The organism is Pseudomonas sp. 478 (assembly GCF_003254125.1).
In the GTDB taxonomy this organism is placed as follows: domain Bacteria; phylum Pseudomonadota; class Gammaproteobacteria; order Pseudomonadales; family Pseudomonadaceae; genus Aquipseudomonas.
In genome coordinates, this window is sequence record NZ_QKZG01000005.1 from 136,254 (window position 1) to 157,561 (window position 21,308).

The following is a 21,308-nucleotide window of genomic DNA, read 5'->3' on the forward strand; positions in this document are numbered from 1 at the left end:
GCTTATTCAAAGGACGGAATTAAAGGCATGCTGGACGCGAACGCAACCCATATTTCCCTGACGCTGGAAGGCGTTTCCGTTGACCTTCAGGTACTCAGCTTCGTCGGTCGCGAAACCCTCAACCAGCCGTTCTGTTTCGACATCGAACTGGTCAGCGCGCGCCCCGACCTGAAACTCGAAGAGTTGCTGCACAAGCCCGGCTGCCTGACCTTCGGCGCCACCGGCAAAGGCATCATCCACGGCCTGGTGTACCGCATCGAACAAGGCGATTCCGGCAAAAGCCTGACCCGCTACAGCATGAGCTTGGTGCCGCAACTCGCCTACCTGCGCCACAACCATGACCAGCAGATATTCCAGCACTTAAGTGTGCCGAAGATCATCGCTCAGGTCCTCGAAGCGCGCGGCATCCTTGCCGATGCCTACAGCTTCCAGCTCGGCGCGATCTACCCGGAACGCGATTACTGCGTGCAGTACGACGAATCCGACCTGCATTTCATCCAGCGCCTGTGCGAAGAAGAAGGCATTCACTTCCACTTCCAGCACAGCACCAGTGGCCACAAACTGGTGTTCGGCGATGACCAGACGGTGTTCCGCAAGCTTGCGCCCGTGGCCTATCAGCAAGACTCCGGCATGGCCGCCGAGAAACCGGTGATCAAGCGCTTCAACCTGCGCCTGGAAACCCGCACTACCCGCGTCAGCCGCCGCGATTACGACTTCGAGAAACCGCGCATCCTGCCCGAGGGCTCCGCCAAAAGCGCGTTCGCCCCGGACCTTGAAGACTACGACTACCCCGGCCGCTTCACCGACCGCGAACGCGGCAAGCAACTGGCAACCCGCGCCCTGGAACGCCACCGCAGCGACTACAAACTGGCCGAAGGCAAAGGCGACGAGCCAACCCTGGTCAGCGGCCACTTCATGGCCCTGAGCGAACACCCGCGCGCCGAGTGGAACGACCTCTGGCTGCTGCTGGAAGTGGTGCACGAAGGCAAACAGCCGCAAGTGCTCGGCGCAAACGTCACCAGCGACGTCACCCAAAACAAAGACGATTTCCACCAGGGCTACCGCAACCGCTTCCTCGCCACCCCGTGGGACGCGCACTTCCGCCCTGCCCTCGAACACCCGAAACCCAAAGTCCTCGGCAGCCAGACCGCCATCGTCACCGGCCCTAAGGGCGAAGAAATCCACACCGACCAATACGGCCGCGTCAAAGTCCAGTTCCACTGGGATCGCGAAGGCCAGGCCGACGACAAGACCAGTTGCTGGCTGCGCGTCGCCACCGGCTGGGCCGGCAGTGCCTACGGCGGCATCGCCATCCCGCGCATCGGCATGGAAGTGCTGGTGTCGTTTATGGAAGGCGACCCCGACCAACCGCTGATCACCGGCTGTCTGTACCACAAGGAAAACGTCGTCCCCTACGACCTGCCGGCGAACAAGACCCGCAGCACCTTTAAAACCCTGAGCTCGCCGGGCGGCAACGGCTACAACGAGTTTCGGATTGAAGACAAGAAAGGCGCAGAACAGATCTACCTGCACGCCCAGCGCGATTGGGATGAAAACATCGAGCATGACCAGAAGATTCGCGTCGGCAACGAGCGACACGACACCGTCGAGGCCAATGTTTTAAGCGAGTTCAAGGTTGAAGAACATCGCATCACCCACCTCGACCGCAAGACTGAAACCCGGGCGGATGATCACCTCACCGTTGGCGTGACCCAGCATGTGAAGGTGGGGACGGCGCAGTTTGTCGAGGCCGGCCAGGAGATTCACTACAACGCAGGGGAAAAGGTTGTGGTTGAGGGCGGCATGGAGCTGACGGCCAAGGCTGGCGGGAGCTTTGTGAAGGTGGATGCGGGGGGCGTGACCATCAGTGGTGCGCAGGTGAAGGTTAACTCGGGCGGTGGGCCGGGCTCGGGGACGCCTGCTGCGCCTTTGTTGCCGGGGCCGATGAAGGTGGCGGATGCGGATGTAGCAGGCAAGGCCCCTCTCCCCAGCCGCCTCAACGAATCGGGCATCACTCCGTTATGCGGCAAGCAAAGCAACGGCGCCTGCAGCCGTAAGGATTGCACATGCATGTAAACGCCATGAACACCCTGCTGGCCGCACCTCGTTACGGATTCGAGTCGCTACCCAGGCAACAGTCCAGTCAGGTCCTGTGTTTCATCATCGATCGCGGACGCCAGCCCGAGGCTATGTCTCGTCTGTATCGCATCGGTGAACCGATGAATGCTCAGGCCTTGTTCAGCAGCACTGACTTTGCCGAGATCGCCAACGAAGGTCCGCTCTGGCTCACGGCGCCTTGGGGCAGCCGATTGGCAGTCGAAGCCACGCGACTGTGCGAAGAAAACCACTCGGGCATTGCCCTGGTCGCAGAAGATGCCACTCAGGCCCTCGCACACGCGCGCTGGTTGCTACGAGCCAACGACGGTTCCGGCGGCCAAAGCCTGTTGAGTTATCACAAACCTAGCCTGTGGGCTGCGTTGGCCTACACCGCGGGTGACACGTCCATTCAATTGTTCGGTCCTTGGCAAGCGGTGTACAGCCCCGCTCCGAGCCACTTCGGCAAAGAACGCGGCGCATGGCTGTCGTGGACGGCGAAGTCGGAACTGAAGTGGCGTGGCGATGGCCCGGCGTTCAACCTTCCCGACAACGCAGCAAAGATTCAAGCGCGGCTGGGTTGGTTGTACTGGGTCGATGAGCAATATGCAGCGTTCGGTGAGCCCGGTGATGATCGGATCAATGAAATTACCGAGAACCTGGACCTTTTGCTCAACAACAACATCTACGAAGGTGATCACTTGCTCAAGCTCGCCTCCGTCGTCGACGGACCGCTGCTTGAAACCCGGCCAGAAGCAATGGCCATCCTGCAATCCAGGGAAGAGTCGTTCATCAAGGTCGAACAGCTGATGCAAACAGCATCCGCCAATCCCCAATGAACCCGACGCAACAACAGAACGGAAGCACCATGGAAATTACCAATCATTCAGTCAATCCTGGTGAAACACTCAGCCAGATTGCTACTCGCTACAACACCAATGTTGCGCAACTGCGCCAGATGAATCCCTTCATTACCAACCCGAGTGCGATTAAGCCGGGTTGGAATCTTAGTGTTCCCAAGAGCGCTCAGGCTGAAGCGGTTGCGCAACCTGCATCGCCCCTTGTGGCGTCTGCCGAACCGGCTACAAAGACCGAAGCCCCGAGTGAGCCCGCCCCTAAACCAATTGACTTGGGACCCAAAAAAGACTTTGCAGAAACGTGTACTCCCAGCTTCAAGGATCAGCAAAAGCCTTGTTCCAGCACATATGGCACCGCCATTTATGCAACCGACGAACAAGAGTTTTGGTTACTGCCTGAGCGCGCTGCTTCCTCGATGAAGGAGGCGATGCACGCTCTGGAGAATCAGATTTCTCCGAGCAAATCCCGCGATGAGCGCCTCAAGGGATTAGACGATAGTGGATTGCTGAGTTACTTCCTTGAGCCAAAACTGAGTAATTTCCTCGAAGGCGAGCAGCGCCAGCGAATGGAGGAGATTCAAACTCAGGAACCGAATATCGAAATGGACCCAGGAATGGTCCTTCGCAGTCGGCAAGAAGCAAAACGCGCAAAAGAAAAGGATGCACCAAAAGCCGAAGCGCCAAAGACCGATACTCAGCGTTCGCGGATAGATCAACTTCAGGCGGATAACGATACTCAGAACCGCATTCGCAATGATTACAGCGAACTACATAAGTTACGCAGCGAATGGTTGGCGCTAAAAAAAATAGCTATCGCCGCTGCTGTAAAGACGGGGCATTCCTACGAGAACGGCACGTTGTTCGCTCCTGCGGCAATTGAAGCCCGCACCCGCGTCCAGAATTATCTGGAAAAACGCAAGGCGTTGATCAGCAAGGGCGGCATCCAGCCACAGGCGCAGGAAGATATCGCCAAGCTCCTTGAAACAGACAAGAAAAAACGAGATGAGCTGCAGAAGTGCCTATACACCTGCGAAGGTGATACGTACGCCTATCTGGCGTGGAAGCACGGCGAAGCCAAGTCGTTTGCCTATCACGAATACACCGACGCGATTATCAAAGTAGCGGAGTATGGGATTGCCCTGCCTGAATATGCGTTGATCAGTGGCAATGACATCACTTCAGGTATCGAGCAGTTTAAGTTGTACCTCGATACAGAAAAACAGCAGTCGGAAATCAATGACCGTCTGCGTAAAAAGTACAAAAACTGGATCGAAGCGACCGGTCAAAATGCCCAGGCACCGGCCGGGCTGGTCGAGGCCGAACGTACTGAATGGGACCGGTTGCAAGTTGTAAAACAAGGTTTGCACGAAAAGGCTAAGCAAAAAGTCGCCGCTGACCCTATTCGACGTCACTTGCTATGGGAACCAGAGCAGTTTGAGCCGCAGCCTATTGACCGCCTCATCAAGGAGGGCTTTCCGCTAAGGGAGGTCAGCACGCTCGGTGCAAGCGGGACGCCCTTGAAATGGTTCAGTTTGCTGACCCTCAAGGGTGCGCCAAAACTGCTTGAGGAAGACTTGAAAAAAGCCGGTAAGAGCATCAGCAAAGTGGTTGAAGGTATCCCCGCAAATGGTGACGGTGGTGCGAGTAAAAACAGTGCGCAGAAGGTATTCGGGCAGTGGCTTGAAAGCCAGGGTGCACTAAGAATTGGAGACCAGGTCGGCGATTGGTTTGACACCACTGGCTGGTTCAATATCGACAAGTTTTACAGTTTCCTCCAAAGCAGTGGCTATAAAGTGACTGAACTCGAGGATGCCGGCGCGCGCAAAGAATGGGGCGAGCATCTCAAGCAGGTAGTCTTCAAAAAGAGTGTTCGTGGTGAGGTGAGGCTCTTCGATAAGAGTCCACAAGCGCAATTCGTCCGCTGCTTGGCGCCGCCGCAAAAAAAACTGCACGGCGAAGTGAAAATGGAAGGCCCCTCCTTTTCTGCCGCTGAAGGTTTTCAAACATCGGCAAGCGCGTCGCTGAGCTTTGACTTGGCACGTGGTGAAGTGGAACTGCTAAAAGTTGATATGCCGACGCGCGAGAAGGCCAAGGATGTGACTGTCGATTACTACCTTGAAGGCAATCCTCAGCTTCAAACTTTAAACCTCGGCCGTATGTCCTTCCACTTCGGTGCCCGTGCATGGGGATACGCCGGCGCGTCTCTTATGCTCGCCGGTAGCATTAAACTGTCCCCTATAAACGGCAACGCCAAATATGGCGCCACACTCAGCCCTGTCAAACCGGCACAGCGCGAAGATGCCGAAGCAAAAGCGGAACGTAAGACCCACGATGAAATGATCAAAACCAAAGCCGACAACGGTGACACCAGCCCTACCCTAGACCTTGTGTACCAATCCAAGGCTCTGACTGCTGTCGACACCAAGTCAAGTGGCCAAGTCCTGTCCGGCAGGGCCGACAAAGTACAAATTGAAGATGGCATGAAGGCCAACTTCAATCTGTTCGCTGGCGTGCAAGCAGGTATCCAACTGACAGGGGCTTTAAATTGGGCTCCACCTAAAGCATTGGCTGCGTTACGTGCTGGGCCCTCCACCGGAATCAATAACAACAAGGAGGCTACGAGCGCTAGCCAATGGCTAACGCTTGCCAACCTCAGCGGATCTTTAGGTGCTGCCTATGGCGCAGGCTTGCAGGGCAATGCTGGAGTTTCTCTGGATAAGGGAAAATTCATCCTCAATCTTAAAGCAACGGTTGTTCTTGGGCCGGGAGCAAGTGGTAGTTTCAAATTTGAGGTAGGTTACGAGGCTGTTGTAGAACTCATTAATATTTATCGGCGTGAGCTGTATAAGGCTAAAGGCGCTTCTATTAGCTGGATTACTCCGGAGGCTGCTGAGCAAGCTTCTGCACTGAACATGCTCGGTGCGGTCGGGTTGGATGTTGCAATGATCTATATGATGGGCATCGACGTTATTATGAATCTATATGACGCGATGACCAGTAGTGGAAAGGGAGGGCCCATTGCAGACACTATTATTGAATATGAAAATCAAGCTGAATTGCAAAAATGGTTTATGGAAGCAACTCCCGCGGCTTTGGGCCCCCTCCTTATGACGCTCAGTTCTGAGCCGGAAGAGTTCTCAGTAATTTCAACGAACCAAAATACAAGTGAAACCAAAAGTAAAAGTACCGATCGTAAGTACGTCAAACAGGAAGCACGCTTGCTCCAACAACGAGCTCTCGACAGAGTGATTTATTGGGTAGGATCAACGGCGGATGGTGCAGAAGCGTTAACCAAAGTTCAACAGCTATTTGAGGACGCTTGCAAATGCATGAACAAACTAGGCATCGCACCTAAAGAGTCCGGGCAAGCGTATTGTGAGAATAGATACAGACTAGATAATTTTATGGCAGTTCCTGTACTTAGTATGGAACGTGCGGAAGGCGTTAAAGCTCGGGCCCGCTATAAATCAAATGTGAAGAAAATGGGTCAGCGTATAGACGCGTTCTGCAAGCTGGACTTTCGGGAAAACAGCTATGTCCCGATGACTACCATGAAATATTCCGGCCCTTTATAATCGAGTCAACTAAACATGTTAAGACTGAAAAATGCCTTTTGCATTGCCTTATCAACCCTATTCTTTAGCTTTGTGGCGCAGGCAGAAGTATCGACACAGCAAGTGAAAGCAAAGGAAAAGGGTATTGAGCTTTACAATCAATTCAAAGCCATATCTGCAGTCCCCTATCTGAAGACGGCAGCGGAAGGTGGCGATCGTGAGGCACAGTACTACTTGGGCGAAGCGTTACGCAAAAATAACAAATATATAACTCCAGAAGCTCAGAGCGCGTATGAAGCCTCTGCTCGCCAAGGTGATATATATGCAATGATAAGATTGTCTCAGCGCAATAACGATCTCTGCGTTGAGATGAACAACTGCTCAGGTGAAAAAAAATCGCCAAACGAGTGGTCCAAAAGTGCCTTAGAGGCTGCTACGAAAGAAGCTGAAAAAGGTGACGCCGAGGCTATGTATTTGATGTACCGGATAACCGGAGACGACAAATGGTTTGAAAAATCCGCAGACGGAGGTTTTGCGCTAGCGCAATACTATCTAGCGGCGGAATATCGTGAAGGTAAAGGTTTCTTCCTGACACCTTCAAAACGCGCGGATACGGTCGAACGTTGGATGAAGGCATCTGCGGAGGGTGGCAACCCTCAAGGTATGTTGGCGTATGCCGCGATTCAGGGTCGAAAAAAGGACTGGGAGCAATTCAGGTCGTGGAATGAAAAAGCTGCAATGACTGGATATGTCAGCGCTGTATATGGTTATGGCTCTTACTTAGCAGGACAATCGCCGGAATACGGCTTTAAGGAGGATCTAGTAACTGCCTATGCATCCATTTCCTGGGTGCTTGAACTAGACGGTGGGGGCGGCATGCGAGAATTTGCACAAGATGAACTTCCTGAAATCGCGGCAAAAATGACTGGGGAACAGATCGAAAAATCAAAAAAAACCCTGACGGAATGGAAAGCAACCCGCCCACCACTATCCTTCTTCCCTGACAAGCTATGAACTATTAACACTATGAAAGCGTATTTTTTAGTAGCCCTCTTCGCGATCGGTATGTCCTCAGAGGTTAGCGCACAATCTACTTCGGACCTGAAGTCCGCTAAAGCACAAGGCATCACACTTTATAATCAGTTCAAAACAAGTTCAGCAGTGCCATTTCTTGAATTAGCGGCCCAAACAGGTGATCACGAAGCCCAATATTATCTCGGCGAGGCAATTCGTAAAAACAAAAAATATATGACTCCTGAAGCTATGAGTGCCTATGAAGCATCGGCCCTCTAAGGCGATATATACTCGATGATAAGGCTTGCAGGAGAAAAAAATGATCTCTGCGTAGCTATGGGTAACTGCCCAAAAGGCCGAAAGGAACCTGGCGTTTGGGGGAAGTTGGCGTTAGATACCGCTAGCATAGAAGCTGCAAAAGGAAACGCAGAAGCGATGTATCTTATGTTTATCGTTACCGGCGATGATGAATGGCTGAAAAAGTCCGCAGAAAACGGGTACGCATATGCACAATACTTTTTAGGGGTAAGCTATCGTGAAGGGAGAGGTTTTTTCCTACTACCATCGAATCGGGCGGAAGTTGTTGAGCGTTTACTGAAATCTTCCGCCGAAGGCGGTTACCCTCAAGGCATGTTGGCGTACGGGGCGATCCTGGCGGAAAAAAAAGATATGCAAGGGTTTAGACTCTGGAACGAGAAAGCGGTGGAAACTGGATACGCGACTGCAGTATTTGGATATGGATCTTACCTCGGAGAAGAGTCATCAGAGTTTGGGTTTACTTACGACCCCGTTAAATCCTATGCCTTACTTCACTTGCTACTCGAGTTAGATGGTGGAGGCGAAATGCCAGACTATGTGAATTTTGCGCTACCTGAGATTGCCGCCAAAATGACTCCGGAACAAATAGAAAATGCAAAGGTACTCTCTAAGAAATGGAAAGCATCGCACCCTCCCCTATCGTTTTTTCCTGACAAGTTGAGTCGTTAACTTGGAGAAGAATATTTCTTGCACGCGGACTATTATGAGAAAACTCATTATCGGTGCATTATTCGCTTTCGCTTTATCAGGTTACGTAAACGCGCACCTTACTCAAGATGAGCAATCAGCCAAATCGCGAGGAATATTGCTGTTCAACCAATATAAAAATGCGCAGTTTGAGTTGCGTATTGCAGCGGAAGCCGGAGATACAGAAGCACAGTTCTATTTAGCCGAAGAACTGCGAAAAGAAAAACAGTTTATGACCGCCGAGGCTAAAAAGTGGTACGAAGCTTCTGCTGCTCAAGGCGACTACTACTCAATGTTTCAGCTCGCCACAGCTGGAGGAGACCTTTGCGCGGTAGCAAATAAATGTCCTTCTGGAATTAAAAGTGCTGGCGATTGGTTAGAGTTACTAATAAAAACGGCGGAGCCTCGGGCGATGAAGGGGGATGCCGAAGCAATGGCCATCATGTATAACGCGAAGTCTGATCTAACATGGCTAGAAAAATCGGCAGAAGCAGGCTACGCCCCGGCACAATGGCTGTTAGCCAATCGTTATTCGGAGGGAGAAGGTAGTTTTTTACTACCGTGGAATCGTAAATCCGCGGAAGAGAAGTGGTTGAAAGCATCTTCAGAAGGTGGATACCCAAAGGCCATGATCGAATACATTTCTATTTTGTATCAGCGTGGTGATATGGAAGGCGTTCGTCATTGGCTTGAGATCGCTGCAAAAACTGGTTACCAAGACGCTGTAAGTAGCTACGGCGCTTATCTTTCTCATACCCCTGATAAAGTCGGATACCCTATCGACCTCATAAAAGGCTATGCGCTGGTATCGTTACTGAAAGAGCTAGACGGAGGTGGGAACGTCCAAGTTTATGTCGAAGGAAAACTTCCTCTTATTTCGGAAAAGATGACACCCGAACAAATCACCGAAGCCAATCATTTTGCTAAAGAGTGGAAAGCCACACACCCACCACTTTCCTTCTATCCTGAAAAATTAGGCCTGTAACTTTGAGTTCTAGAATCTACCCACAGACGCATCAAGGGATACAACCGCATCTATGGGCGCACTCTATAAAAACCAGAGTCGCACTAACAATTTTCATTCTATTTATAATGAGCTGCCACGCCCAAGCAGATCTTACCCCTCAGCAGCAACAGAACAAAATTCAGGGCTTGGTCCTTTACAATCAATACAAAATTGCTACTCCTGAGCTCAGGATCGCGGCAGAAGCAGGAGACAGAGAAGCCCAATTTTATTTAGCAGAAGAGTTACGTCAGCAGAAGCAATACATTACCGCAGACGCCAAAAAATGGTACGAAGCGGCGGCGGCGCAAGGTGACTACTACGCAATGTTTAAACTTGCGACATCAAAAAGTGACTTGTGTAACACAATGAACAATTGCACTAAAGGCACGAAGAACCCAGGTGAATGGCTCGAGCATCTATGGAAAATCGCTGAGCCTAAAGCGAATAGCGGCGACGGCGAAGCGATGTACATCATGTATCTCGCTACAACCAAATTGGACTGGCTTGAAAAATCAGCTGTAGCTGGCTATGCACAGGGTCAATGGCTACTGGCAAATCGATACAAAGAAGGAGAAAGCTTTTTTTTACCCTGGAAACGTCAAGAAGTTATTGGGCAATGGTTGAAAGCCTCCGCAGAAGGTGGCTTTCCAAAAGCAATGCTTGAATTTTCAGCATACCTTTATGAGAACGGAGGTGATCTCAGCATTGCACGTCATTGGATTGAAGAAGCAGCAAAATCGGGGTATGAAACAGGTGTGAGTAGCTATGGTGCTTACTTGGCACACGCGCCATCACTTTACGATTTCCCGCTCGACTTGGTTAAAGGGTACGCGTTGACATCCCTACTCACCGAGCTCGATGGAGGAGGAAACATCAAACCCTATGTGGACGAAGTTCTACCCGAAATAGCTGCAAAAATGTCCCCTGGACAAATCGACGAAGCTAAGATATTTGCTAAGAAGTGGAAAGACTCTCATCCCCCACTTTCATTTTATCCAGACAAACTTGGATACTGAGAGACCAGTTACTTGACGACTGAGCTCAGTCTTGGGCCGGATTCTTCTGAAGTAATTATTTTGGCAGATATGTCGCCGAGTTTATCGCCGGCGCTTATAGAAAAAGTGAGTCGCATGTACCTATGAAAAATCTCCGAATAATCGCTCTGTTCGCACTATTTTTTTCAGGCGCTTCATGCGCAGGCCTCACCGTTGTTGAACAAGCAGCGAAAACTCGGGGATTGATGCTATTCAATCAATATAAAGGTGCCCAATCCGAATTGCGGATTGCAGCAGAAGGCGGAGATGCAGAGGCTCAATTCTATTTGGCCGAAGAACTGCGTAAAGAAAAGCAACATATCACTATCGAAGCCTATAAATGGTATGAGGCTGCCGCCGAACAAGGTGATTTTTACGCAATGATCCGACTTGGCAGGAGTAACAGCGATCTATGCAGGACCATGAACAACTGCCCAAGTGGAAAAAAGAAGCCAGACGAATGGTTGGCAGAAGCGACAACGATCGCAAAAGAAAAAGCGGATCAAGGTGACGCTGAATCACTATATATAATGTATGAACTAACAGCCGACCGAAAATTGCTAGAAAAATCTGCGAATGCTGGAAGCCCCGTCGCGCAATATCGGATGGCTATCGGTGATCGTCAAGGGGAAGGTTTTTTGCTTCCTTGGAAGCGCCAGCAATCGGTTGAGACTTGGTTTTTGGCCTCCGCTAAAGGCGGAAACCCTAAAGCAATGATGCAGCTCTTTGGGATATACCGAGAAAAAGGAAATCTAGAACAGGCCCGGTATTGGGTAGAGCAAGCGGCTTCTACTGGATATGAATCCGGCGTTTATAACTATGGCTATTTTTTGGCTGTCGAGCCTAACACATTAGGCTTTACGATGGATAAAACTAAAGGCTACGCATTAATTTCGCTATTGAAAGAACTAGACGGCGGAGGAACTGCTCAGGTTGACGTCGAAGAAACGCTACCGCAAATAGCAAAAGATATGACCCCCAAAGATATTGAACATGCAACGCAGCTTGCTAAAAAATGGAAAAATGAGCATCCCCCGCTGTCTTTTTATCCTGAAAAAATCGATTTTTGATATCAGCCTCCATCCATAGAAGTTTCAGCGTGTTTAAACTCATCCTTGGGTGGAGGCTAGACAGCCTATATCTGCGATGTGAAATGAAAAAACTTATTATTGGTGCGTTACTTATTTCAGCTTTATCAGGCAACGCAAACGCACACCTTACTCCGGATGAGCAAACTGCCAAATCGCGAGGAATCTTGCTATTCAATCAATATAAAAATGCGCAACTCGAGTTGCGTATTGCAGCTGAAGCTGGAGATGCAGAAGCACAGTTTTATTTAGCCGAAAGACTACGCAAAGAAAAGCAGTTCATGACCGCCGAAGCTCAAAAGTGGTACGAGGAATCAGCAAACCAAAATAACGTTTATGCGATGATACAACTCGGACGAAGTGGTGATAATCTCTGCGTCAACATGGGCAATTGCCCTGAAAGCACAAAAACACCAGCGCAATGGTTGAAAGGCGCGCTAGACTTGACGAAACCTGCTGCTGAAAGTGGTGATCCCGAAGCGATGTACTTAATGTATGAACTAACGCTTAAGGAGGAATGGCTTGAGAAATCTGCAAATTCTGGATATGCATTAGCTCAATACTGGATGGCAATTGGAACTAGACAAGGAGACGATTTCTTCTTGCCGTGGAAGCGGCATGAAGCAGTTGGAAATTGGCTGAAACTATCTGCAGAAGGAGGATACCCCCCTGCAATGATGGAATACGCTGCGTTTATTTATGAAGACCAAGGTGATTTAACAGTCGCTCGCCATTGGATTGTCGAAGCAGCTAATAAAGGGTACAAGTCAGGCGTTAGCAGTTACGGCGCATATTCAGCCCATTCACCATCGCTTTACGACTTCCCATTAGATAGGGTTAAAGGCTATGCGTTGACCTCGCTACTATCTGAACTTGACGGTGGCGGAGACGTACAGGTTTACGTAAATGAAACCCTTCCGGAAATTGCCGAAAAGATGACACCGGATGAAATTTCAGAAGCTAACGATTTTGCAAAGAACTGGAAAGCGACTCATCCACCCCTGTCGTTTTTTCCGGAAAAGTTGAGCCGTTAACATTGATTAAGAAAATTCTATTTACCGCACTGTTGATTATCGCGTTTGCAAATCCAGCATCTGCCGAATTATCCTCGGAACAGCAAGCAGCAAAAATACAAGGAATAACTTTCTACAACCAATACAAAACTGTTTCTGCTACCCCCTTCCTGACCATTGCCGCGGAAGCCGGCGATCACGAAGCACAGTATTATCTGGGAGAGTTGCTCAGGAGGAAAAATCGCTATATGAATACTGAAGCTCAGAAATGGTACGAGGCGTCAGCTGCCCAAGGTGATCTTTACGCAATGATTCAACTCGGGCGAAGCGGCGACGACTTGTGCAAGACGATGCAGCACTGCCCCGAAGCAAAAAAATCTCCTGCAGAATGGTTGACTCATGCGACCGATCTTGCAAAGCCTAAGGCGGAGCAAGGTGATGCAGAAGCGATGTACATCATGTATGAGTTGACATTGGATCGAGCCTGGCTCGAAAAATCTGCTAATGCTGGAGATGCCACAGCCCAGTTCTGGATGGCTATTGGCGATAAACAAGGCGAAGGTTTTTTGCTTCCATGGAAGCGCAAAGATGCTGTTGGAAATTGGTTTAAAGCATCGGCTGAGGGTGGTAACCCACGTGCAATGATGGAATATGCAGCCTACCTTTATGAAAATCAGGGTGATCTAGAGTCCGCTCGCCATTGGATCAAAACAGCCGCAGAAAGAGGATATGAAAGCGGCGTGAGTAGTTATGGTGCTTATTTGGCTCACGCGCCAGCGTTGTTTGATTTTAAGCTTGACCTAATCAAAGGCTACGCTATCACTTCCCTCCTTAAGGAACTGGACGGCGGCGGAAATGTTCAAGCCTATGTTGAGGAAGTACTTCCAGAAATCGCAGCGAAGATGACTCCTGAACAACTCAAAGAAGCGGAAAAATTTGCAGTTGAATGGAAAACTACACACCCTCCGCTGTCGTTTTTTCCTGATAAGTTGGGTCGTTAAAATCGCTGCACATTCAATACGTGCGAGTCCCCAACACCGCAGAAAGCAGCACAGACGCAGTAATTGATTCTCGTACTGTGCTGCTCGCAACTTTAAAGTAAAGCGTCAGTCAGACCGGCGCCTTCCACCCCATCATCTGCTGCTGCGCAACCAGCAGTAAATCGGACCCATCCTGCGTCAGCAGATAAAGCGCGTGAGTAATGTGTGGAATATCTTGAACATCACCGTTCTTGAAGCATTGGCAATGGAGCGTTTCAAGTAACTGGCTGGCGGCTCGGACACGCTGTAAAGCGGCTTCGAGTATGTCTTGGGGATTGGCCTCGGTGTCGATGACCATTGGGCTTGTTTCGGTAACGCTGCTTTTGATTGAGCGATAGCGATCGGGAAACGGGTTGAACGTTGGCATAAGAATTACTCATACGTTAGTTAAGTAACCGTCAGCACCGTGACCAAACGATGGAGGCGGACTGTGTACAGGCTTGGTCAACCGATAACCCGCACAACTCGGCTCGCCCGAAGGCGTCCAGCACACAGCCGCCATAACAACGCACAACGAAGACAAAGATGTCCGCAGGGCGAATGATGGCACATATGTGTGCGGGATATCAGGTGACCAAACCTGCTCGCTGATTTTGCAGCGAGGCCAAACAGTAAACGCTGGCACCTCGCCGACGAAAGACGACAAAGAGTCCGAGCGTGTAGGACCAAGCCGAACCTCCCTCAGTTTTTTTACCGACATGAAACCTCTGTCAGAAACCTCCTCACGACAGGCGGCATTCAGTCGGGTTAACCATCGCTTAACCCCGCGGTCCAAAACTTTACTGGACCGCACGCCCTCAGGCTTCTCTGACGCCCAGTGCGGCAGGTTCGACGCCAATACGTCGAGCTGACTTCCCTCCCGCACTGGAGATCGTTCATGAACATGCGCACCTTGCTGATCACCACCGCCCTCGCCTGCACCGCGTTTGCCGGTCTGGCCCAGGCCAATGACACTTCGAGTTCCCAGGCGGTGCCGTACCACTACGGTATGCCGCTGCACGTGGGCAAGGTCATTAACTTGACCGAACCGTCGACGCTGGACTGCAAAGTGGTCACAGCCGACATGAAGTACATCGATAGCACCTCGGGCAAGCCTGCGGAAATCTCCTACCGTAAACTTTCCGACGCCTGCAGTTATCAGAACTGACGGAAAGGTCTGATTCAACACTTTGCGGTATTCCGGTGAGGGGTTCTGGCGCTATGCTCTAGCGCCTCCCCTCACTGCCGCAAGGATTCGCCATGCAGTTATCGTTTCGTGCCTTGTCGACTTTTACCGCCGCGCTGTGTTTTCTGCTGGCCCTGATCTGGGGTTTGATGCCCGACTGGTTACTGTCAATCTGGGGTCTTGAATACTCGTTGGCGGTGGGCGTTGTCGCGCGGCGCAGTGCAATGCTGTTTGCGGCATTGGGTGTGATGTTTTATCTGGTTCGAAACGAGTCGCCTTCGACCACCCGCCATGCGCTGAGCAATGGTTTCATGGTCGGCTGCTGGGGGCTGGCAGCATTGGGCTTCGGTGAATGGCTCAATGGCCATGCCGGTCCGGGCATATTGCTTGCGGTGATGGTCGAACTGGCGCTGGGTCTGGCGTTTCTCCAGACCAGGCGCGTGTCGATGGAGCTCGAAACCGTGGGTTAAAGCGCTTTGCGGTCTGGATGCAGCGTCTGGGCAATGGTTTGGTGCTGCATGTCAGAGCGCAGTCCAGCGATCAGGTCATTGATTTCTCGACAACCATTTAGCCGTTTGGCATTTATTCCTGTTTTTATTAGATCAAGGTGATCGGTTTCACGATCGGAATACACCTTGACGGTCATCGACAGGTCCGGCGACAGCGTGCATTGACAACGTTTCGGCAAAAAACTGCTTTCGATGATGTTGCGAAGTTCCAAGGCAGAAAGAAACATGGCGACCCTCTCCTTATTGTGAGACTGCCAATCAACGATCGATACTGACGCAATGACATCCCCGGTCAGCTCAAGACCAGCTAGAGCATAAAACATGCCTGGGATTTCGCCCTGCAGCTCATCGGCAAATCAACGATTTAGCCAAACGACTGCTAAATGGCCTCATGCAATCTGCAAGAAAGGCGTTGCTGTGCCCCTGCAATCCGCATACATCTCGCGACAAGTTTGCATTGGCCGACGACGCCAGTAAGAATGCGGCCAATCAGTTCAGTATCCGCTGACCCCACTCGCACGCAAGGAGGCATCATGGGTTCTTTGACCTATATCACTACCGTCGGGCTGATTGTTGCCGGGATGTCGAGCATTGCTCACGCCGCGAAACTCGAAGAAGTCGCGCCGTTCCCCAAACCCGAGAGCGGTTTCACCCGCCAGGTCATTCACCTTGCTCCACAGGCTCAGGAAGACGGCTACCAGGTCGAAATCCTCGCCGGCAAAACCCTGACCGTTGACTGCAATCGCCAACGCCTGGGCGGCATTCTCGAGGAGAAGAATCTCGAAGGCTGGGGCTACCCGTTCTACCGACTGGAAAAAGTCATCGGCCCGATGAGTACACAAATGGCCTGCCCGGACGGCAAGAGCAAAAAGGACTTCGTGCCGGTGGTCGGTGACGGTTTCATGCTGCGCTACAACAGCAAACTACCGATTGTGCTCTACGTGCCCAAAGACGTCGAAGTCCGCTACCGGATCTGGTCGGCGTCGAGCAAGGTCCTGAAAGCCGTCCAGGAATAACCGTTCTGTCCCGTTACAGGAGCGCCATTTTGATTACCTGCCACGTCAAATATGTGATCGATCCGTATCAACTCAGCGAATTCGAAGCCTACGCCAAAGCCTGGCTCGGCATCGTCGAGCGTTTGGGCGGTACGCACCACGGGTACTTCCTGCCTTCCGAAGGCGCGAGCAATATCGCCTACTGCCTGTTCAGCTTTCCGTCACTGGCGGACTACGAAAGCTACCGGCATATCGCGATGACTGACGCCGAAAGCGCCGCGCTCGTAGCTTCTCTGGTCGAAAAGAAGTTTATCGTCAGTTACGAGCGGACCTTCCTGCGCCCGCTGTTGGCCTGATACCGCTCACGCCGGGGTGCAGCTCAACGCGGCGCGCTCGGCCACATGGCGCAAACTATCGAAATTGATATTGGCGCCCGAGTCGATCGCTACCAGGGTCTGACCACGGGCACCGATTTGCGCCACGTACTTCTTGATTCCGGCCACGGCCAAGGCACCGGAAGGTTCGGTGATCGAGCGGGTATCGTCGTAGATATTCTTGATGGCGGCGCAGAGTTCGTCGTTGCTGACCGTCAAGACCTCATCGACACAGAACCGGCAGACTTCGAAACCATAAGCACCGATCTGGGCGACGGCTACGCCGTCGGCGAAAGTACCTACGGTAGGCAGCACAACTCGCTCGCCGGCCTGTAATGCCGCGGACAAACACGCGGAATGCTCCGACTCGACGCCGATGATGCGGACTTCAGGTCGCAAGTATTTGACGTACGCCGCGATGCCGGCGATCAGGCCGCCCCCACCCACCGGGACGAAGATCGCGTCCAGTGGACCTTGATGCTGACGCAGGATTTCCATGGCGACGGTGCCCTGCCCGGCGATCACATCCGGGTCGTCGAAGGGCGAGACAAAGGTGCGACCGGTTTGCCGAGCAAGGTTCAGCGCATAGTCCAGGGCAAACGGAAAACTCTCACCGTGCAGCACGGCGTCAGCGCCCCGGCTGCGTACACCGAGCACCTTCAGTTCCGGCGTCGTGCACGGCATCACAATGGTGGCGGCGATCCCCAATTCACGCGCCGCCAGCGCCACGCCCTGGGCATGATTGCCCGCGGAAGCGGTGATCACACCACGAGCCTTTTGCTCATCGCTCAACTGCACCAGTTTGTTGTAGGCGCCGCGGATCTTGAAGGAAAAGGTCGGTTGCAGGTCTTCGCGCTTGAGCAGGATCTGATTGCTGAGCGCCTCGGACAACGCTGGCGCCGGTTGCAGCGGCGTACGCACCGCGAGCTCATACACGGGCGCGGCGAGGATCTTTTTCACGTAATGCTCAAGCAAGGTCTGCTCGGCGGTGGTGCTGCTCATGGTCATCTCCTGACGTTGATCAGAACCCAGGAGGCAGAAAGTGAAAACCCGCCTCTAGGGCGGGTTGGGTGCTGCAGTCGTGAGCTAGCCCGCCAAATAAGGAATGGCGGTAATAATGCTTGGCTGGCAGCGCAATACGGTGGAAGTCATGCCCGGAAATTAGCCGGGCGCTGATGGCAAGTCAATGGCCAATTTTACTAGGCCTCTGTAGGCTGACGACTCTGCTCATTGTCCCAAGGAAGGAAACCATGAAGTCTGTCGCCCTGCCCCTCATGGCCCTGATTGCGTTCGCCGGCTACACCGTTTCGGTGATGCTGCAGGCCGAACAGTCATTGATCGACTTCGGCATCAGCCTGATGTCGCGCCCCGACACGGCGCAGGTGGTGATTGATTTGTACCTGCTGGCGACGCTGGCGGGCATCTGGATGTACACGGATGCGCGCAAGCGTGGGCAGTCACGGTTGTCGGTGATTCCTTATCTGCTGATTACGGCGATTTTTGTATCCATCGGGCCGTTGTTGTATTTGGTCGCGCGGGGATTTCAAAGCCGCAGGAAATCTGATGCTGCGACTCAACAGGTTTGATCCAGGAGTTGTTGTGCCGTTGAGATCGCCATCGCGAGCAGGCTCGCTCCCACATTAGATCTTCTGTGAACACATAATTTGTGAATGCCAGAGATTAAAGGTGGGAGCGAGCCTGCTCGCGATGGCAATCTCACAGCCACCGAAGTTACTTAGCCAAGCGCCTGAGCCCAAGCACCATCATCCCCGCATTTAGCGCCATCGCGGTCAGAAACAGCGGATACGAAACCCACCAGGGCACGCCCGCCGCCCGATAATGAGCTTCACAACCCTGTAGCAGCAGGCTTCGCCAGCTACAGGAATCGGTTACTTCAGGCCAATCCTGTACAGGCCGCCGTCGTCCTCATCGGTCAGCACATACAAATACCCGTCGGGCCCCTGCCGCACATCGCGAATGCGCTTGTTGAGTTCGCTCAGCAATCGCTCTTCGTGAACGACCTTGTCGCCATCGAGCTGCAAGCGGATCAACTCCTGGTTCACCAGCGCGCCGATAAACACGTTGTGCTGCCAGGTTTTGAAGCGGTCAGCGTCGTAGAACGCCATGCCACTGACGCCGGGGGATTTCTCCCAGACATGGTGCGGGGCGACGGTGCCTTCGGCGGTCTTGCCTTTGGCTTCCGGGATCGGCTGGCCGGAATAGTTGATGCCATGGGTTGCTATCGGCCAGCCGTAGTTCTTGCCTCGCTCGATGATGTTGATTTCGTCGCCACCCTGGGGACCGTGTTCGTTTTCCCAAAGGGTGCCGGTCCAGGGGTTGAGCGCCGCGCCTTGCGGATTGCGCTGGCCGTAGGACCAGATTTCCGGGCGTACGCCGGCCTGACCGACAAAGGGGTTGTCATCCGGCACCTTGCCGTCCGGGTTGATCCGCACGACCTTGCCTTGCAGCTTGTCGAGGTCTTGAGCGGTCGGCCGGTCGTTGTTCTCGCCAAGGGTGATGAACAGATAGCCGTCGCGGTCGAACACCAACCTTGAACCGAAGTGGTTTCCGACTGAAAGCTTGGGCTCCTGGCGGAAGATCACTTTGAAATCCTTGATGGCTGTCAGGTCGTCAGACAGACGTCCGCGACCAACTGCCGTCCCGGCCTTGTCACCCTCACCGCCACCTTCGGCATACGACAAGTAGACCGTGCGGTCTTGCTTGAAGTCGGGCGACAACGCCACATCCAGCAAGCCGCCCTGCCCCTTGGCCCAGACCTTTGGTACGCCACTGAGCGGTGCGGAAAGTTTACCGTCGGCGCTGACCACCCGCAGGTTGCCGGGCCGTTCGGTCACCAGCATCCCCTGGCGATCGGGAAGAAACGCCAGGGCCCAGGGATGTTCGAGCCCCGTGGTCATTGTCGTCACCTCAAGGGTGCCCTGTTCGCTTTGGAGATTCTGGGTTGGCGCGGCGATAACGGGCGCCGTGACGGTGATCAGTGCGCTGGCACACAGTGTGGCCAGAAGGGTTTTACGCAACATGCACGATTCCTTTTGTCGTTCGAATGGCTGGCAAGAACGCTGTCGTGCCGTTCAACGGTTGCTGGTGTCTGCGTCTCGATGAGGTGGATTGGGAATGAATTTCGGTGGGGTGGCGGGAGGCGAGCGATCCTGGGGATAGCGGTTGCCGACGCCACCATTGTCAAGCGTCGGAGGGCGCGGCACCGGCACTGTGTTCGGCCCACGAATGGCCGGCGCACTGGGTTGCGTGCCTTGCATGCTGTTGGGATTGGCCCGGCGAATCGGGCTGTTGTAAGGGTTGCTGATCCGGCCCGTCGGGCTCTGGGCCAACAGCAGTGAAGAAGGAGGCGGCGCGGTGTCGGCCTGGGCCAGATTGCTCAGCACGCCACTCAACGCCAACGCGGTGCAGCCGAGCACAAATCTGTTCATGGGGAGCCTCTCGACATCAGCGTGGATTGGAACTTCGATATCACGCTACGCCCGGGGTTCGGATTTGTTAACTAAAACCTCCTTCACAAGATGTAACACGAGTTGACCGGACCACCGATACGCCCGCAGGACAGGGTCGCAACCCGCTGAAACTTTTGCGTAGCGTCACAGGTCACCTGAACATCACTCGCGAGAAGACGACCATGGCACGGGCAATCTGGAAAGGCGCGATCAGTTTCGGTCTGGTGCATATCCCTGTGGCACTGGTCTCGGCGACATCCTCGCAGGGGGTGGATTTCGACTGGCTCGACAGCCGCAGCATGGACCCGGTGGGCTACAAGCGCATCAACAAGGTCACCGGCAAGGAAGTGACCAAGGAACACATCGTTAAAGGCGTGCAGTATGAAAAGGGTCGCTATGTGGTCCTCAGCGAAGAGGAAATCAAGTCGGCGCACCCGCTGTCCACTCAGACCATCGACATCTTTTCCTTTGTCGACAGCGAGCAGATTCCCCTGCAAAACATTGATACGCCCTACTACCTCGCGCCGGATAAACGCGGTGGCAAGGTCTATGCGCTGTTGCGCGAAACATTAAGCCAAACCAATAAAGTCGCCCTGGCTCATGTTGTGCTGCACACGCGCCAGCACCTCGCCGCACTGATGCCGCTGGAGTCGGCGATGGTATTGGTGATGCTGCGCTGGCCCGCCGAAGTGCGAAGTCTGGATACGCTTGAGTTGGGCAGTGACGTCACCAAGCCCGAACTGGCCAAAGGTGAACTCGATATGGCCAAACGACTGGTTCAGGACATGAGCGCAGACTGGAATCCCGAGGATTATCGCGACAGTTTTGAAGACAAGATCATGGCCTTGGTGGAGAAGAAGGCTAATGAAGGAAAGATCGAGGATGTGGAAACGGCCACTGGCGAAGAGGAGCGTAAAACCGCAGACGTTATCGATCTGACTGAGCTGCTTAAACGTAGCCTGGGTGGCAAGAACACGGGTAAAACGAAACCGGCCGCGCAGAAAAAAGCCACGAAGACTTCTCGTGGCTGATTGAAGGTTGTGCGGTGAATGTTATGGCCCCATCGCGAGCAGGCTCGCTCCCACAGGTG

The 21,308-nt window shown here is 52.9% G+C and carries 21 protein-coding genes and 2 pseudogenes; 17 read left to right on the forward strand and 6 right to left on the reverse strand.

Annotation, left to right across the window (positions count from 1 at the left end):
* Positions 1–27 precede the first annotated feature (27 nt).
* The 11 genes from DFS28_RS12385 (at position 28) to DFS28_RS12430 (ending at position 13,666) form a co-directional block, all read left to right on the forward strand.
* Positions 28–2,076 (forward strand): type VI secretion system tip protein VgrG, encoded by a 2,049-nt coding sequence (locus tag DFS28_RS12385; protein WP_111450010.1) that lies wholly within the window; start codon positions 28–30, stop codon positions 2,074–2,076.
* Positions 2,067–2,933, forward strand: a complete 867-nt coding sequence (locus DFS28_RS12390) for a DUF4123 domain-containing protein (protein WP_111450011.1) — start codon at positions 2,067–2,069, stop codon at positions 2,931–2,933. Before DFS28_RS12385 ends, DFS28_RS12390 begins: the two co-directional genes overlap by 10 nt.
* A gap of 29 nt (positions 2,934–2,962) precedes the next feature.
* On the forward strand, positions 2,963–6,526 hold the full coding sequence (locus tag DFS28_RS12395) for a LysM domain-containing protein (protein ID WP_111450012.1): 3,564 nt from the start codon (positions 2,963–2,965) through the stop codon (positions 6,524–6,526).
* Between the two features lie 15 nt (positions 6,527–6,541).
* A complete protein-coding gene (locus tag DFS28_RS12400) occupies positions 6,542–7,519 on the forward strand; it encodes a tetratricopeptide repeat protein (RefSeq protein ID WP_111450013.1) in 978 nt (325 codons plus the stop codon).
* 12 nt (positions 7,520–7,531) lie between these two features.
* Positions 7,532–7,798, forward strand: a complete 267-nt coding sequence (locus DFS28_RS30845; protein WP_256596875.1) for a hypothetical protein — start codon at positions 7,532–7,534, stop codon at positions 7,796–7,798.
* 15 nt (positions 7,799–7,813) lie between these two features.
* Positions 7,814–8,506, forward strand: coding sequence for a tetratricopeptide repeat protein (locus tag DFS28_RS12405; RefSeq protein ID WP_256596876.1), 693 nt, complete (start codon positions 7,814–7,816; stop codon positions 8,504–8,506).
* A gap of 34 nt (positions 8,507–8,540) precedes the next feature.
* Positions 8,541–9,509: a tetratricopeptide repeat protein gene (locus DFS28_RS12410; RefSeq protein ID WP_111450014.1), complete on the forward strand. Its 969-nt coding sequence runs from the start codon at positions 8,541–8,543 to the stop codon at positions 9,507–9,509.
* Between the two features lie 107 nt (positions 9,510–9,616).
* Complete coding sequence (locus DFS28_RS12415; RefSeq protein WP_178082207.1) at positions 9,617–10,546, forward strand: tetratricopeptide repeat protein; 930 nt, start codon at positions 9,617–9,619, stop codon at positions 10,544–10,546.
* 122 nt (positions 10,547–10,668) lie between these two features.
* Positions 10,669–11,634: a tetratricopeptide repeat protein gene (locus DFS28_RS12420; RefSeq protein WP_111450015.1), complete on the forward strand. Its 966-nt coding sequence runs from the start codon at positions 10,669–10,671 to the stop codon at positions 11,632–11,634.
* Between the two features lie 83 nt (positions 11,635–11,717).
* Positions 11,718–12,686, forward strand: coding sequence for a tetratricopeptide repeat protein (locus DFS28_RS12425; RefSeq protein WP_111450016.1), 969 nt, complete (start codon positions 11,718–11,720; stop codon positions 12,684–12,686).
* Between the two features lie 2 nt (positions 12,687–12,688).
* Positions 12,689–13,666 carry a sel1 repeat family protein gene (locus tag DFS28_RS12430; RefSeq protein ID WP_256596877.1) on the forward strand — a complete coding sequence of 326 codons (978 nt, stop codon included), beginning with the start codon at positions 12,689–12,691 and terminating at the stop codon, positions 13,664–13,666.
* Between the two features lie 109 nt (positions 13,667–13,775).
* Here DFS28_RS12430 and DFS28_RS12435 read toward each other — a convergent pair whose 3' ends face one another.
* Positions 13,776–14,072, reverse strand: coding sequence for a hypothetical protein (locus DFS28_RS12435; RefSeq protein ID WP_111450017.1), 297 nt, complete (start codon positions 14,070–14,072; stop codon positions 13,776–13,778).
* 510 nt (positions 14,073–14,582) lie between these two features.
* Here DFS28_RS12435 and DFS28_RS12445 point away from each other — a divergent pair.
* Together DFS28_RS12445 and DFS28_RS12450 are read left to right on the forward strand one after the other, a co-directional pair.
* Positions 14,583–14,852, forward strand: a complete 270-nt coding sequence (locus tag DFS28_RS12445; RefSeq protein ID WP_111450018.1) for a DUF2790 domain-containing protein — start codon at positions 14,583–14,585, stop codon at positions 14,850–14,852.
* Positions 14,853–14,944: 92 nt separating this feature from the next.
* Complete coding sequence (locus DFS28_RS12450; protein ID WP_111450019.1) at positions 14,945–15,340, forward strand: hypothetical protein; 396 nt, start codon at positions 14,945–14,947, stop codon at positions 15,338–15,340.
* Here the strand turns inward: DFS28_RS12450 and DFS28_RS12455 are convergent.
* Positions 15,337–15,606: a DUF1652 domain-containing protein gene (locus tag DFS28_RS12455; protein ID WP_111450020.1), complete on the reverse strand. Its 270-nt coding sequence runs from the start codon at positions 15,604–15,606 to the stop codon at positions 15,337–15,339. The genes DFS28_RS12450 and DFS28_RS12455 overlap by 4 nt on opposite strands.
* Before the next feature lie 306 nt (positions 15,607–15,912).
* On the opposite strand from DFS28_RS12455, the gene eco reads away from it, so the two are divergent.
* Together eco and DFS28_RS12465 are read left to right on the forward strand one after the other, a co-directional pair.
* Entirely contained in the window at positions 15,913–16,395 is a 483-nt protein-coding gene (gene eco / locus DFS28_RS12460; RefSeq protein ID WP_111450021.1) for a serine protease inhibitor ecotin, read from the forward strand.
* Positions 16,396–16,424: 29 nt separating this feature from the next.
* On the forward strand, positions 16,425–16,730 hold the full coding sequence (locus DFS28_RS12465) for an NIPSNAP family protein (protein WP_074876451.1): 306 nt from the start codon (positions 16,425–16,427) through the stop codon (positions 16,728–16,730).
* A 24-nt stretch (positions 16,731–16,754) separates the two neighbouring features.
* On the opposite strand, the pseudogene ilvA reads toward DFS28_RS12465, so the two are convergent.
* Positions 16,755–17,756, reverse strand: a pseudogene (ilvA, locus tag DFS28_RS12470) (threonine ammonia-lyase, biosynthetic); the annotation flags it as partial.
* 242 nt (positions 17,757–17,998) lie between these two features.
* On the opposite strand from ilvA, the gene DFS28_RS12475 reads away from it, so the two are divergent.
* Positions 17,999–18,334, forward strand: a complete 336-nt coding sequence (locus DFS28_RS12475; protein ID WP_111450023.1) for a DUF2834 domain-containing protein — start codon at positions 17,999–18,001, stop codon at positions 18,332–18,334.
* A gap of 145 nt (positions 18,335–18,479) precedes the next feature.
* Here the strand turns inward: DFS28_RS12475 and DFS28_RS30850 are convergent.
* The 3 genes and pseudogenes from DFS28_RS30850 to DFS28_RS12490 form a co-directional block, all read right to left on the reverse strand.
* Positions 18,480–18,578 (reverse strand): annotated as a pseudogene (locus DFS28_RS30850) (magnesium transporter CorA family protein); the annotation flags it as partial.
* A gap of 59 nt (positions 18,579–18,637) precedes the next feature.
* Positions 18,638–19,789, reverse strand: a complete 1,152-nt coding sequence (locus tag DFS28_RS12485) for a PQQ-dependent sugar dehydrogenase (RefSeq protein ID WP_111450024.1) — start codon at positions 19,787–19,789, stop codon at positions 18,638–18,640.
* A 51-nt stretch (positions 19,790–19,840) separates the two neighbouring features.
* Complete coding sequence (locus tag DFS28_RS12490) at positions 19,841–20,197, reverse strand: hypothetical protein (protein ID WP_111450025.1); 357 nt, start codon at positions 20,195–20,197, stop codon at positions 19,841–19,843.
* A gap of 203 nt (positions 20,198–20,400) precedes the next feature.
* On the opposite strand from DFS28_RS12490, the gene DFS28_RS12495 reads away from it, so the two are divergent.
* Positions 20,401–21,249, forward strand: a complete 849-nt coding sequence (locus DFS28_RS12495) for a Ku protein (RefSeq protein WP_111450026.1) — start codon at positions 20,401–20,403, stop codon at positions 21,247–21,249.
* Positions 21,250–21,308 lie beyond the last annotated feature (59 nt).